Origin of the sequence: Novosphingobium sp. (assembly GCF_031424035.1) — a bacterium.
Taxonomy (GTDB): domain Bacteria; phylum Pseudomonadota; class Alphaproteobacteria; order Sphingomonadales; family Sphingomonadaceae; genus Novosphingobium.
Genome location: NZ_JANPGP010000046.1, coordinates 1 through 13,175, shown reverse-complemented (window position 1 = coordinate 13,175; position 13,175 = coordinate 1). Strand labels below are relative to the sequence as shown.

The 13,175-nt window shown below is 63.8% G+C and carries 13 protein-coding genes; 1 reads left to right on the top strand and 12 read right to left on the bottom strand.

What is annotated here, in order from left to right; genetic code table 11:
- Nucleotides 1-75: 75 nt before the first annotated feature.
- From rodA to RMO89_RS06895, 5 genes are all read right to left on the bottom strand, one after another.
- Nucleotides 76-1,191 (bottom strand): rod shape-determining protein RodA, encoded by a 1,116-nt coding sequence (rodA, locus tag RMO89_RS06915; protein ID WP_310532085.1) that lies wholly within the window; start codon nucleotides 1,189-1,191, stop codon nucleotides 76-78.
- On the bottom strand, nucleotides 1,191-3,299 hold the full coding sequence (gene mrdA, locus RMO89_RS06910; RefSeq protein WP_310532060.1) for a penicillin-binding protein 2: 2,109 nt from the start codon (nucleotides 3,297-3,299) through the stop codon (nucleotides 1,191-1,193). The genes rodA and mrdA overlap by 1 nt, the downstream gene beginning before the upstream one ends.
- A complete protein-coding gene (locus RMO89_RS06905) occupies nucleotides 3,299-3,853 on the bottom strand; it encodes a rod shape-determining protein MreD (protein ID WP_310532059.1) in 555 nt (184 codons plus the stop codon). Before RMO89_RS06905 ends, mrdA begins: the two co-directional genes overlap by 1 nt.
- A complete protein-coding gene (gene mreC / locus RMO89_RS06900) occupies nucleotides 3,853-4,755 on the bottom strand; it encodes a rod shape-determining protein MreC (RefSeq protein ID WP_310532057.1) in 903 nt (300 codons plus the stop codon). Before mreC ends, RMO89_RS06905 begins: the two co-directional genes overlap by 1 nt.
- 80 nt (nucleotides 4,756-4,835) lie before the next feature.
- Entirely contained in the window at nucleotides 4,836-5,882 is a 1,047-nt protein-coding gene (locus RMO89_RS06895; RefSeq protein WP_310532056.1) for a rod shape-determining protein, read from the bottom strand.
- Nucleotides 5,883-6,070: 188 nt separating this feature from the next.
- Between RMO89_RS06895 and mutL the strand changes: the two genes are divergently transcribed.
- Nucleotides 6,071-7,864 carry a DNA mismatch repair endonuclease MutL gene (gene mutL / locus RMO89_RS06890; RefSeq protein ID WP_310532054.1) on the top strand — a complete coding sequence of 598 codons (1,794 nt, stop codon included), beginning with the start codon at nucleotides 6,071-6,073 and terminating at the stop codon, nucleotides 7,862-7,864.
- Between the two features lie 166 nt (nucleotides 7,865-8,030).
- Here mutL and RMO89_RS06885 read toward each other — a convergent pair whose 3' ends face one another.
- The 7 genes from RMO89_RS06885 to RMO89_RS06855 form a co-directional block, all read right to left on the bottom strand.
- Nucleotides 8,031-8,480, bottom strand: coding sequence for a MaoC family dehydratase (locus RMO89_RS06885; protein ID WP_310532052.1), 450 nt, complete (start codon nucleotides 8,478-8,480; stop codon nucleotides 8,031-8,033).
- A 4-nt stretch (nucleotides 8,481-8,484) separates the two neighbouring features.
- On the bottom strand, nucleotides 8,485-9,837 hold the full coding sequence (locus tag RMO89_RS06880; RefSeq protein ID WP_310532051.1) for a hypothetical protein: 1,353 nt from the start codon (nucleotides 9,835-9,837) through the stop codon (nucleotides 8,485-8,487).
- Nucleotides 9,838-9,892: 55 nt separating this feature from the next.
- Nucleotides 9,893-10,213: a hypothetical protein gene (locus RMO89_RS06875; protein WP_310532050.1), complete on the bottom strand. Its 321-nt coding sequence runs from the start codon at nucleotides 10,211-10,213 to the stop codon at nucleotides 9,893-9,895.
- Nucleotides 10,214-10,230: 17 nt separating this feature from the next.
- A complete protein-coding gene (ychF, locus tag RMO89_RS06870) occupies nucleotides 10,231-11,331 on the bottom strand; it encodes a redox-regulated ATPase YchF (protein WP_310532049.1) in 1,101 nt (366 codons plus the stop codon).
- Nucleotides 11,332-11,408: 77 nt separating this feature from the next.
- Entirely contained in the window at nucleotides 11,409-11,927 is a 519-nt protein-coding gene (locus RMO89_RS06865) for an AAA family ATPase (RefSeq protein ID WP_310532048.1), read from the bottom strand.
- Between the two features lie 5 nt (nucleotides 11,928-11,932).
- On the bottom strand, nucleotides 11,933-12,502 hold the full coding sequence (pth, locus tag RMO89_RS06860; protein WP_310532046.1) for an aminoacyl-tRNA hydrolase: 570 nt from the start codon (nucleotides 12,500-12,502) through the stop codon (nucleotides 11,933-11,935).
- A gap of 99 nt (nucleotides 12,503-12,601) precedes the next feature.
- On the bottom strand, nucleotides 12,602-13,175 hold a 574-nt coding region (locus tag RMO89_RS06855; protein WP_310532045.1), incomplete at its 5' end, for a 50S ribosomal protein L25/general stress protein Ctc.

Here is a 13,175-nt window from a genome sequence, read left to right as displayed (position 1 = left end):
GCGCTTGATTCGAGCGAGGGAAGGGGTTTTTTCGAACTAATTTTCCGGCCCGATAATCCGGCTGGAATTCACGGCTTAGTCTGCCCACCGCCCACGGCTGCGCGTCCAGCGGTCGACCGCCATGATTGTGCCAAGACAGATCATGTTGGTCATCATCGATGATCCGCCATGGCTGACGAAGGGCAGGGGGATACCGACAACCGGCGCGAGGCCCATGACCATCATCAGGTTGATCGCCATGTAGAAAAACACGGTGCAGGTCATCCCCGCCGCCAGAAGCTGCGAGAACCGGTCCGGCGCGCGGTCGGCCACGCGCATGCCCCAGCGCAGGATGTGGATGAATGTGCCGATCACGAACAGCCCGCCAAGCAGGCCCCACTGCTCGGCCATGGTAGCGAAAACGAAGTCGGTATGCGCCTCGGGCAGGTAGCCGAGCATGGATTGCGAGCCGTTGCCGAAACCTTTGCCGGTAAGGCCGCCCGAACCGATGGCAATCTTTGACTGGAGAATGTGATAGCCGGTCCCGCTCGGGTCGGCTTCGGGATCGAGGAACACGAAGACTCGCTTGCGCTGGTAGTCGTGCATCAGGAAGAAAAAGGCGAGCGGCGCGGCGACCATGGCAGCGGCGCCGCCGGCCACGAACCAGCGCATCGGCGGTCCGGCCAGGAAGATCACGACGATTGCGCCAAAGCTGATGGCGAGGCCGGTGCCGAGATCAGGTTGCAACATGACCAGCAGCGCCGGGATTGCCAGCAGGCCGAGTGCGGGGAACAGCGCCTTGAATTCAGCGGTCATGGAAGGCGGCAAGTCCGAATAGAACCGCGCCATGACCAGCACGATCACCGGTTTCATCAGCTCCGAAGGCTGCAGCGTCATGAAGCCAAGGTTTAGCCAGCGCTGGCTACCACCGCCGATCCCGCCGATCAGTTCAACCAGAATAAGCAGGATAACCACGGCACCGTAGATCGGATAGGCGCCGAACTTGAACAGGTCCTTGGGGATCGCCGCAATGACCAGAGCCATCACCAGAAACACGCCGAAACGCACTATGTGGCTGGTTGCCCAGGGCGACATGGAACCGCCTGCGGCCGTGTAAAGGACCGAAGCGCCGAACAGGACAAGCGCGAACAGCGGGATCAGCACGCGCCATGGCTGGCGAGCGATGGGTTCGGGAATGGCGTTGCGCCACATCATTGCGGCGCCTCCGCTTGCGGAGTCGCAGCCGGTGCGGGCGTGGACGCGGCAGCCGGGGCCGGTGTGCCCTTGGTCGCGTCAACCTCGCTGCGAGGCACGATCACATCGTTGACGATCTTGTCTGGCGGAGTGGCAGCCTTCTCTGCCTTGTCCTTGGCGTCTTCGACCGCCTTGTCGCCGCCGACCTTCGCTGCAGAAGTGCCATAGGCAGCGGTATAGGCGCGGTATTTGGATGCCATGCGTTCCGAAGGCGTGCCGCCCCAACCCTTTTCCATTTCGAGCAGGATCGCCCAGGCCTTGGCCGGGTCGAACAGATAGGTAAACACGTCCTTGGCAATCGGTGCGGCAGCGCGTGCGCCGAATGTGCCGTGCTCGACCACGACCGAAATCGCGTACTTCGGTTTGTCTGCCGGAGCATAGGCGACGAACAGCGAGTGATCGCGCGATTTCCAGTCACCAACGTGGCCGCGAGCGACCAGCGCCCGGACCTGCGCGGTGCCGGTCTTGCCGGCCATCTGGATGTCGGGGAAGGGCAGCTTGCTTCCCACACCCGTGCCCGATCCATTGACCACGCGGAACATCCCGTCATGCGCCACAGAAAGCTGTTCCGGAGTAAACGGGAAGCTCGGCCCGAACGGCTTGGCGTGGCCGTGAATCAGCGACGGCTGGAGGTTCTTGCCGCTGGCAATGCGCGACGTCATCACCGCCAGTTGCAGCGGTGAAACCGAGACATAGCCTTGGCCAATCGACGCATTGAGCGAATCCGCCGCGCTCCATTCCTGCTTGTAGCGCCGCATCTTCCACGCCGCATCCGGGATCGTGCCATAGCGCTGTGATGAAATCGGCAGGTCGAATTCCTGCCCGAGGCCCAGCATCTTGGCGACAGGCGCGATGGCATCATAGCCAACCCGGTGCGCCATCGACCAGAAATAGGTGTTGCAGCTGTGCTCGATCGCCCCGCGCATATCCACCGATCCGTGAACCGCATCGCAACGGAAAAAACGGTTGCCGAGCCGGTAGCCACCGGGGCAACTAACGCGCTCTTCAGGTTCAACGCCGTGCAATTGCAGCGCCAGAGTCGCCATCGGCTTCATCGTTGATCCGGGAGGATAGAGCCCGCGCAGCGCCTTGTTGAGCAAGGGGATGTGATCATCGTCGTTGAGCATCTTCCACTCAACGCGGCCGATCCCGCCGATGAAGCTGTTCGGATCGAAGGCAGGCATCGAACAGAGCGCAAGGATGCCCCCGGTGTCGCAATCGATCACCACAACCGCTGCCGATTCGAGCCCGATACGCCGGGCGGCGAAGTCCTGAAGCGCGCCATCGATCGTCAGCTTGATCGGATTGCCTTGCACATCGTCGCGCATTTCCAGATCACGTACGACGCGGCCATTGGCGGTAACTTCGGTTCGCCGCGCGCCCGGAACTCCGCGCAGGGTCTGCTCGAACTGCTTCTCCAGACCGTCCTTGCCGACCTTGTAGCCCGGCGTGATAAGCAGGGGATCGCGGTCCTTCTTGTATTCGTCGGCAGTTGCCGGCCCGACATAGCCAACCAGATGCGCCACCGAAGGCCCGGTGGGATAGAGCCGGGTAAACCCCCGCTGCGGCAGCACGCCGGGCAATTCGGGCAAGCGCACATTGATCGCATCGAATTGCGATCGTTCGAGACGGGCGCTGATCTCGACCGGCTGGAACCCTTGAGATTCCTCGATCTTGTCCTTCAGATCCTGCAACTTTGCAGGCGTAAGGCTGAGGATCTGGCCCAGCTGGCCAAGCGTTTCCTGCAGGTTTGGAACGCGCTCGGGGATCAGGTCGACCCGGTAGTACTGCTGGTTCGCCGCGATGGTCTGGTTGTTGCGATCAAGGATCAGCCCCCGTCGCGGCGGGATCAGGCTGAGGTTGACGCGGTTGCTTTCGGACAGCGTCTTGAAGTGCTCGTTCTCGGCAACGGCGATCCACGTCATGCGCGTGGCGAGCAGCACGCCGACACCGGCCTGCACCCCACCGATGACGATCGCGCGCCGGTCGAACGAGTTGGCTAACTGGCCGCTGGTGATGTGCTTCTGGGTGCGCTGGGTGAAACGATCCCTGAGCCGCTTCCACATCACTGTATGCTCCGGAAGCGCATGAGCCGGAGCCGGTCGCACCATGCGGCGAAGCGGCCGACCAGCGGAAACAACAGGATCGAGGCGAGATTTTGGAACAGCACCGGAGCAATTGCGATGGCCGGCGCGCCGTGTCCACCGATCAGGCAGGTCAGCAGGATATAGCCGGTCGCGAGCGCTGACCCGGCCAGCCAGTCGACCAGCAGGCCGCGCCAGGGATAGGTCGCCTCAAGCAATTCCATCGCAATCAGCGTCATCGACCACAGCAGAATACCGCTGCCCAGTGGCAATCCGGAATAAAGGTCGTCAAACAGGCCAAGCGGCAGGCCAGCCCACACCGGCAGAACGCCGGGGCGCACTTGCCGCCAGGCGACGAGCATCAGGTAGCCGAACGGCGGCAGAACCGGGGCGGAGAAGATCGACAGCCACTGCGGCACGACCGAGGCCAGCATGATCGACAGCCACGGCATGACGTTCGCCAGCACCGGTGAATGCGAGCGGTTGATTTCCTTGCGGTACCGGCGCTGCGGGAAAAGCGGCGGGCGACTTGCCATCACTGCTTTGCCGGAGCTGGTGGCGGGGACGCGCTTACCGATGCGTCAGGCATTCCCAGCGCGGCGATGTAGATCGGCTCGACAGCCACGAATTCGCTCGACGCGGGGTCGCTCAGCACGCGGGCGGTGGCGCCGTCGCGGGTCACGGCCATGACCACGGCCACGGCAATGCCCGGCCGGTAGAGCCCGCCCGAGCCCGAGGTGACGAAGATATCGCCCGGTTTCAGCGGATTGATGCCAAGGCTGACCAGTTCCAGCTGCATCGTGCCATCGCCAACGCCGCGCGCCGTGGCGACGATGCCATCGGTAGAGCGCCGTACCGGGACCACGCTCTCGCTGTCGGTGATAAGCAACACGCGCGACGTGCCGCGCGACACTTCGAGCACGCGCCCGACGAGGCCAAGCGGCGAGCGCACCGGCATGCCAGTCGTCACACCGGCGCTTGATCCGGCGGACAGCGTGGCAAATCGGCGCGGGCTGGAGCCGGTGGAGGCGACAAGCTGCGCCTTGGCAACCGGGTCCACGCCTTCGACCGGCATGTTCATCAACGCCTTCAGCCGGCGGTTTTCTTCAGCAAGGGCAGCAGCTTCGGCGAGGCGGACGCGGTTGATCTCGGCCTCGCGCTCAAGCCGGGAGACCCGGCTGCCACGCGTGAAATAGCCACCGATTGTGTCGAAAAAACCGCTGCCTTCCGAACGAACGGTGGCCGTGGCCGTGGCCATCGGGCGGGCGCCGTCAGATGCCAAACCGCGCAGTCCCGAAAAGGCGTTCGGATCGACGAAGGACACAATTAGCAGCGCGCCGCCCAGCAGCGCGCCGGCGATCGCGGCGATATAGCCGAAGAAATTTGTATACTGCGCCCGTTTGGAAAAGCCGGTGCGCCGGTTGCTCGGCGGCGCCATGCGCCTCTCCTTCTATCCTGGCGACCGCGCCTCCAGCCCCTCCAGACGCTTACGGTCGCCGAATACCCCCAGAATTGCGATTACGCGGTCATCAACACGCCGCGGTACATCGGTTCTTCCATCGCGCGGCCCGTACCGAGCGCGACGCAGGACAGCGGATCTTCCGCGACCGAGACCGGCAGGCCGGTTTCCTCACGCAGGAATTCGTCGAGTCCCTTGATCAGAGCGCCGCCGCCCGTGAGCACGATGCCCTGGTCGACGATGTCGGCGGCCAGTTCCGGCGCAGTGTTTTCCAGCGCGATGCGGACGCCTTCAACAATGGCGCTGATCGGTTCGTTGAGCGCCTCGGCCAGATTGGCCTGAGTGATGGTGATTTCCTTGGGCACGCCGTTGACGAGGTCGCGGCCCTTGATGTGGATCGTCTCGCCGATGCCGTCGAGCGGGGTCGTGGCGACGCCGTAGTCCTTCTTGATACGCTCTGCCGTGGCTTCGCCGATCAGCAGGTTGTGATGGCGGCGGACGTAGGAAACGATCGCTTCGTCCATCTTGTCACCGCCGACACGCACCGAAGTGGTGTAGGCAAGGCCGCGCAGTGACAGCACGGCGACTTCGGTAGTGCCGCCGCCGATATCGACGACCATCGAACCGATCGGTTCCGTCACCGGCATGTCAGCACCGATCGCGGCAGCCATTGGCTCAAGGATGAGGAACACTTCCGAAGCGCCCGCGTTTGACGCCGCGTCACGGATCGCGCGGCGTTCCACCGAGGTCGAGCCCGAAGGCACGCAGATGACGATTTCCTGCCGGCGGAATACCGAGCGGCCACCATGCACCTTGCGGATGAAGTGCTTGATCATTTCTTCCGCGACTTCGATGTCAGCGATCACGCCGTCACGCAACGGGCGGATGGCTTCGATGGAGTCAGGGGTCTTGCCCATCATCATCTTGGCGTCGTCGCCAACGGCCTTCACGCGCTTGACGCCATTGATCGTCTCAATCGCGACAACCGACGGTTCGTTAAGGACAATTCCGCGATCCTGCACATAGACCAGCGTGTTCGCCGTCCCCAGATCGATTGCCATGTTCTGCGAGCCAAGTTTGAAGAATCGCGACAGGAAGGATGCCATTGAAAAATCCGTTTTATAACAAGCTGCTAACCGCATTTCCTGCGGTGCCTGTAGGGCGGCCGGAAGATGGGAGAGGCGGTCCATTAGCGCATGCCCTGAGGAAAGGCCAAAATTTTGTTGGGCTAGCCACAGATTCCGCCGCGCTCCGGCTCGAATTCGCATCGCTTCATCGCTAGGCTAGCCGCGCAATGCCAGTGATCCGCCGCCTGCCCGAAAATCTTGTAAACCGCATCGCCGCCGGCGAGGTCGTCGAACGGCCGGCTGCGGCGCTCAAAGAGCTGGTCGAGAACGCCATCGATGCTGGCTCGACGAACATCGCGGTGCGCCTGTCAGCCGGCGGGCTCGACCTGATCGAGGTGACTGACGACGGCTGCGGCATGGACCCGGCAGAGATGGAACTGGCGCTCGAACGCCACGCCACGTCGAAGCTGCCCGATGAGGCGATCGAACTGGTCGCCACCCTTGGGTTCCGGGGCGAGGCCTTGCCCTCGATCGCCTCTGTAGCGCGCCTCACCATCGAAAGCCGGGTGCGCGGCGAGGACAGCGGGTGGCAACGTGTGATCGATCACGGCAAGCTGGCCGAGGAAGGCCCGGCGGCGCTACCGCCCGGCACGCGCATCCGGGTGGAGAACCTGTTCGCGCAGGTGCCCGCGCGTAGGAAGTTCCTGCGCTCGGCTCGCTCGGAATATGCCGCCTGCCTTGATGTTGTGCGCCGGCTGGCCATGGCGCGCCCCGATATCGGCTTCACGCTCGAACACGACGGCCGCCGCGCACTTGCCGTCCAGCCCTGCGAAGCGCTGGCCGAGCGCGTGGCACGGATCATCGCGCGCGAACTGGCGGACAATGGCGTGGCCGTGTCGGTAGAGCGCGGCGATATGCGGCTGACTGGCGTGGCTGGCCTACCGACCTACAACCGCGGCGTTGCCGATCACCAGTACCTGTTCGTCAACGGCCGCCCGGTGAAGGACCGGCTGCTGATTGGCGCGGTTCGCGGTGCCTATTCGGACATGCTGGCGCGCGACCGCCATGCCGTGCTGGCGCTGTTCCTCGACCTGCCGCCGCAGGATGTCGATGTGAACGTCCACCCGGCCAAGACCGAAGTCCGCTTCCGCGATCCCGGCTTCGTGCGCGGCTTTATTGTCGGCGGTCTGCGGCAAGCGCTCGACAGCGGCGACCGGCGCAGCGCGCAGGCCCCTGCCGCTTCCGCCATGGCGCAGTGGCAGGTTGAACCGATGCGGCCCGAACCGACGCTCGGTTCGCTGTTCGCGCGGGAATACTCGGCACCGCAATCGCGGGTCAGCGATGCCGGGCAGCCGTGGCGCGGCTATGAGGAAGCGGTCATGGCCCCGCCAATGGCTCGCGCCGAAATGGCCGAGTACCAGCCCGCCGAAGCCCCACACTTCCCGCTCGGGGTGGCGCGTGGGCAGGTGGCCGGCACCTATATCGTCGCCGAGGCTGAGGACGGGCTGATCATCGTCGACCAGCACGCCGCGCACGAACGGCTGGTGCTCGAACGGCTCAAAGCCGCCGGCGCGGGCGACACAATGACCAACGCGCAGGCCCTGCTGATCCCCGAGGTCGTCGAACTCGATGAACCGGCCTGCGACCGGCTTGAGGAACGCGCGTCGGAGTTCAACCGCTTCGGCCTGACGCTCGAGCGCTTCGGCCCGGACGCGATGCTGGTCCGATCGGTTCCATCAGTGCTGGCGAAAGGCGACATCAGCGCGCTGGTCCGCGACATTGCCGACGACCTCGCCCAGAACGGGGATGCCTTGCTGCTCGGCGAACGGCTCGACCTCGTGCTGGCGACGATGGCCTGCCACGGATCGGTGCGGGCAGGGCGCTCGCTATCGGTGGCCGAGATGAACGCGCTGCTGCGGGAGATGGAACGCACGCCGCGTTCGGGCCAATGCAACCATGGCCGGCCGACGTGGGTGAAGCTGGCGCTGGGTGACGTGGAAAAACTGTTCGGGCGGAAGTAGCCGATCCCCTCCATTTTCGCGCAGCGCAAATGGGGAGGTGGCAGTTCCGGAGGAACTGACGGAGGGGTCTCAACGCTTGCCCAGACACACCTCCGTCAGCCGCTTCGCGCCTGCCACCTCCCCATTTGTGCCATTCGGCAAAAATGGAGAGGATCGTGTCTGACGTTCAGCCCTTTGGCCGCACCCGCACAAATGCATTCGCCACATAACTCAGCACCGCCTCGCCATGCTGGTTCAACGTCCGAACCCGCGTCCGAAAAATCCCCATGTCGGGCTTTGACGCGCTGACCCGCTTCTCCAGCACTTCGCGCTCGCAGGTTAGCGTGTCGCCGGGATAGACCGGCTTCAGAAAGCGCAGTTCATCGATGCCCGGCGAACCCAGTCCCTGATGGCCACGCTCGTCCTGATATTTCACAATCATCGCCATGGTCATGCCGCAGGTGTGCCAACCGCTCGCCGCCACGCGCCCGAAGTGGGTCTGCGCGGCGGCGGCGTCATCGAGGTGGAACGGCTGGGGATCATATTTGCGGGCGAAATCGAGCACTTCTTCACGCGTCACCGCGTAAGAGCCGAAGTGTTCGACCTTGCCCAGTTCCAGATCCTCAAACCATTCCATGCGTCTAGTGTCCCAACGAGAGTTTCGCGAAGAGCGTATAGCCCATCGGCGACTTACCGTAATAGGGATCGAGCACATCCGGCTTGGCATAGGCGGCGACACTGCCGCCAAGCGCCAGCTGGAACGTGTCACCCAGCGGAATGCGACGCGCGTATCCCGCCTGGAACTTGCTGACGCGGAACTTTTCGTCGTGCAGCGGATGGCTGTGATCGGGGAACAGCTCGTCATTCGCCACGTTCTCGAAGCGGCCAAACAAAACGTTATTGCTGTCGAGCTTCCAGTTCACTTCGCCTAACCATGCGACAAGCGTTTCGCCCGGAACGCGTTTCTTGGCGCTGTAGGCGAGCATCGCCGACACGGCTTCGCTGGCGTAGTGCGCCGAGGCGGTGAAGCGGTGCTCGTTCTCACCGGGATGGACGGCTTCAGGTTCCTTGATCTCACCATAGCTGGCCTGAATCGCCCAGTTCGGCGTCGGGTTCAACGTGCCGCGCACGGACCAGGAATCGAGCTTCGGCGTCTCGATGTTCCAGCGGTCCTCGTCAGGCTCGCGCCCGCGAAATGCCGAGGCTTCGATCTGCCACATGTTGCCGGCAAGGCCCGCCGTCACGACGCCATAGGTGATGTGCGTCGAATCGAACCAGTGGTGCGCGATGGGCGGCTCGGGATTATAGGCCGCCGATCCGCGATGCATGAAGGCCGATGGGCCGAGCGCGGGTTCGCCCACCGGGCCGCCATAGAGGAACAGCCGGGTCTGGTCGCCAATGTTGAAATCGACGCGGGCGGCCAGTTCCATGAACAGGTCATGCGGGTGCTGGCGATCGACCAGCGGCAATCCGCCCGCGGTCTCGCCGGTGGCGAACAGGTTCGGATAGCCATTGGCATCCATCGCCGGCTCGAGACTGAGCATCGATTTCAGCTGCACGCGGCCCCATTCCGGTTCGGTCTGGGCGACGGCCATCAGCATCGAGGTCGAATAGAACTTATCATCGCCGCGCGGGCCGGTGGCCTTGGTGTACTTGGCCGAGACATCGCCGTGCAGCATGACCATCCAGTCCCCGGTTCCAAGGTGAAGGCCGTGCATCCCGCCTTCGTTGCCGGGCAGGCGAGCGGTGCCAGAGCCTTCGCCGAATGACGGCTTGGGCCGGACAGACGATGCATCGTGCGCGTGATGGACGTACGGTTCGGTTTGTGGAGCGTTCCCTGTAGCGGCCGGTGCAGGTGCAGGTGCAGGGGCCGGAACGGGGGCAGGGGCAGGCGCCTCTTCATGCGCGCTGTGATCATATTCGTGGTTCTGCGCCAGCGCGGGACTGGCGATCGAAGCGGCGCAGGCAAGCGCCGCCAAGCGGGTAATTCTCATCGGAATAGGTCCTGTTCTGATTGCTGGAAATGCGCCGCATCATGCGGCGAAGCAATCAGGCTCGCGGGGGTGGCAGGGCGGGCTGGACGGCGAATCCGCTGAGTTGGTCGGTAATTGCTGCGACCGGCTCTGCGGCGAAGACAAACGGCTGCGCGCTGAGGCGAAGGCCATCGGAATAGGGGGCAATGCAGCCGATGCAGTCATGCGGCACCGCGCCGGCCTGCTTCTGGACGGGCGCTTCGGGCTGGTGATGGCCGTGATGAGCCTGCGTGTCCGCCGCACTCGCCTGTGCCGGCTCGGCGCAATGCTGCGACACGGCCAGCGCCGGGGCGGCGAGGCAGAGGATCAGCAGACAGGCAAGCAGGCGGCGCAGCATGATGGCAATATAGGCAATCAGACGTTGAACTTGAAGTGCATGACGTCACCGTCCTGCACGACGTATTCCTTGCCCTCCTGCCGCAGCTTGCCGGCATCCTTGGCGCCGGATTCGCCGCCGAGCCCGATGAAATCATCAAAGGCGATCGTTTCGGCGCGGATGAAGCCGCGCTGCATGTCGGAGTGGATTTCGCCCGCTGCGTCCGGGGCCTTGGCGCCGCGGTGCACGGTCCAGGCGCGCGCTTCCTTGGGGCCGACGGTGAAAAAGGTGATCAGATGGAGCAGGTCATAGCCCGAGCGGATCACGCGGGCCAGGCCGGTTTCGTGCAGGCCCATTTCCTCAAGGAAGACCATGCGCTCGTCGGGCTCCATCCCCGAGAGCTCGCTTTCGATGGCGGCGGAGACGATTACGGCGTTGGCGCCCTCGGCCTTGGCCTTCTCGAAAACCTTGGCGGAGAAATCGTTGCCGTTTGCCGCGCTCTCTTCGTCAACATTGCAGACGTAGAGCACCGGCTTGGCGGTAAGCAGCTGGGCCTGATTGAACACGCGCAGTTCGTCTTCGCCTTCGGGACGAGCGAGGCGGGCGGGCTTGCCTTCGCGCAGCAGTTCAAGCGCGGGGGCGAGCACGGCGGCGATCAGCTTGTTTTCCTTGTCGCCCTGCGCGGCCTTCTTCTGCGCGGCGGGCACCCGCTTTTCGAGGCTTTCGAGGTCGGACAGCATCAGTTCGGTTTCTACCGTTTCGGCGTCGGACACGGGATCGATGCGCTCATCGACGTGCTGGATGTCGTCATTCTCGAAGCAGCGCAGCACGTGGACGATGGCATCAACCTCGCGGATGTTACCGAGGAACTGGTTGCCGAGGCCTTCGCCCTTGCTCGCGCCGCGCACGAGGCCGGCGATGTCGACGAAGCCGAGCTGGGTCGGGATGATCTTCTGGCTGCCTGCGATGGCGGCCAGTTGGTCCAGCCGGGGATCGGGCACACCGACATTGCCGACGTTCGGCTCGATCGTGCAGAACGGATAGTTCGCCGCCTGCGCCGCCTGCGTCTCAGTCAGGGCGTTGAACAGAGTGGACTTGCCGACATTCGGCAGGCCGACGATACCGCAGCGGAAACCCATTTTCTCTCGATCCTATGAATTGGTTGGCGCGCGCTTAGCCGCACGATGCGCCAAGCGCCAGTCCTTTGCCGGGCGTTTCAGGCCAGAACGGCCCGCGCCGCCAAGCTGGCCAGCCATTCATCCGTCTCGCGCTGCGAACGCAACTTGATCACAACACCGGCAAAGTCACGCAGCGCCCGCCCATTGCGCCCGTGCCAGCTCCGCCGGAACGTGGTGACGAAATGCAGAAATTCCCAATTGATATTCTCATTACAGCCCTCGGTCATGTCGGGCCGATTGGTGCCGCGATATTGCCACCGGCGGCGGAATACGCGCCACAGGCATTGCGCGGTAGGATAGTCGAGCCAGACCACGGTATCGGCGCGCTTGACCCGTTCGGGCAGGGTGGAGCCGTAATTGCCGTCGATGATCCAGCGATCCTGCGCCAGAACCTTGCGCACTTCGCCAAAGGCCTCGTCGCGGTCGCGCTCGATCCAGCCGGGCAGCCAGTGCAAGCGGTCCATGTGGTAAAGCGGCAGCCCCGTTCGCGTCGCCAGCGCCCGCGAAAGCGTCGATTTGCCCGCACCCGGCGAGCCTATGATCAGCACGCGGTGCATCGCGCTCAATCCTGCTGGCGCAGCGCGACATCGCTCATGAAGCGGACATCATCGCCCTTGGTCAGCCATTCAGCCTCGGCCGAAACCGCGCCGAGCATGCCGGCAAGGTCGTCCATCTCAGACTTGGCGTAATTGCCCAGCACATAACCGGTCACCCGGTCCTTGTGCCCCGGATGGCCGATGCCGAGCCGCACGCGGCGGAAGTCTGGCCCAAGGTGCTGGTCAATCGATCGCAGGCCGTTGTGGCCAGCCGTGCCGCCGCCCTGCTTCACCTTCACCTTGAAGGGAGCAAGGTCGAGCTCGTCATGGAACACGGTCAGCGCATCGGTGCCGAGCTTGTAGAAGCGCAGCGCCTCGCCAACGGCGCGGCCGCTTTCGTTCATGAAGGTCGCGGGTTTGAGCAGCAGCACCTTTTCAGTGCCGATGCGCCCCTCTTGCAGCCAGCCCTGGAACTTCTTCTGCACCGGGCCGAAGTCATGGAAATCGGCAAGGATGTCGCAAGCCATGAAGCCGACATTGTGCCGGTGCATGGCATATTGCGGACCGGGATTGCCGAGGCCGACCCAAAGCTGCACGTGAATTCTCCAAACAAAAACCGGGCCACATCGCTGTGGCCCGGTCTGTGATGGGGCAGGCGAACCTTCCCCGTCAATGCAGCGGAAAACCGCAGGCGATTATTCGCCTTCGGCAGCTTCGCTTGCTTCGCTACGCAGACCCGAAGGGGCAACAATGGTGGCGATGGTGAAGTCACGGTCGGTGATGGCCGAAACCGCACCTGCCGGAAGCGTCACGTGGCTGATGTGGATCGAAGCGCCGAGATCGAAACCGGTCACGTCGATTGCCACTTCGTCAGGGATGCTTTCCGGGTCGCAGACCAGATCAAGCTCGTGACGAACGATGTTGAGCACGCCGCCACGCTTCAGGCCCGGCGAGGCTTCTTCATTGATGAAGTGCACCGGCACGTTGACGTGGACCTTGTGGTCCTTCGAGATGCGCAGGAAGTCCACGTGCAGCGGACGATCGCTGACGGGGTGGAATGCAACGTCCTTCGGAAGCGTCCGCACGGTCGTTCCACCAACCGAAATCTCGACGATCGAGTTGAAGAAATGCCCGGTGCCAAGCTGGCGGCGCAGTTCCTTTTCCTCGATGTGGATCGACTGGGGGTCTTCATTGTTACCATAAACAACGGCGGGGACGCGGCCTTCACGACGCAGTGCACGGGAGGCTCCCTTGCCTGCCCGATCACGC

Coding starts and splice junctions, on each gene's coding strand:
- RMO89_RS06895 (WP_310532056.1), bottom strand. CDS start 5,882: ATGGCATCCTTCCTGTCGCGATTCTTCAAACTTGGCTCGCAGAACATG.
- RMO89_RS06905 (WP_310532059.1), bottom strand. CDS start 3,853: ATGGCAAGTCGCCCGCCGCTTTTCCCGCAGCGCCGGTACCGCAAGGAA.
- ychF (WP_310532049.1), bottom strand. CDS start 11,331: ATGGGTTTCCGCTGCGGTATCGTCGGCCTGCCGAATGTCGGCAAGTCC.
- RMO89_RS06885 (WP_310532052.1), bottom strand. CDS start 8,480: ATGGAATGGTTTGAGGATCTGGAACTGGGCAAGGTCGAACACTTCGGC.
- RMO89_RS06865 (WP_310532048.1), bottom strand. CDS start 11,927: ATGCACCGCGTGCTGATCATAGGCTCGCCGGGTGCGGGCAAATCGACG.
- RMO89_RS06880 (WP_310532051.1), bottom strand. CDS start 9,837: ATGAGAATTACCCGCTTGGCGGCGCTTGCCTGCGCCGCTTCGATCGCC.
- mutL (WP_310532054.1), top strand. CDS start 6,071: ATGCCAGTGATCCGCCGCCTGCCCGAAAATCTTGTAAACCGCATCGCC.
- mreC (WP_310532057.1), bottom strand. CDS start 4,755: ATGGCGCCGCCGAGCAACCGGCGCACCGGCTTTTCCAAACGGGCGCAG.
- RMO89_RS06875 (WP_310532050.1), bottom strand. CDS start 10,213: ATGCTGCGCCGCCTGCTTGCCTGTCTGCTGATCCTCTGCCTCGCCGCC.
- rodA (WP_310532085.1), bottom strand. CDS start 1,191: ATGTGGCGCAACGCCATTCCCGAACCCATCGCTCGCCAGCCATGGCGC.
- mrdA (WP_310532060.1), bottom strand. CDS start 3,299: ATGTGGAAGCGGCTCAGGGATCGTTTCACCCAGCGCACCCAGAAGCAC.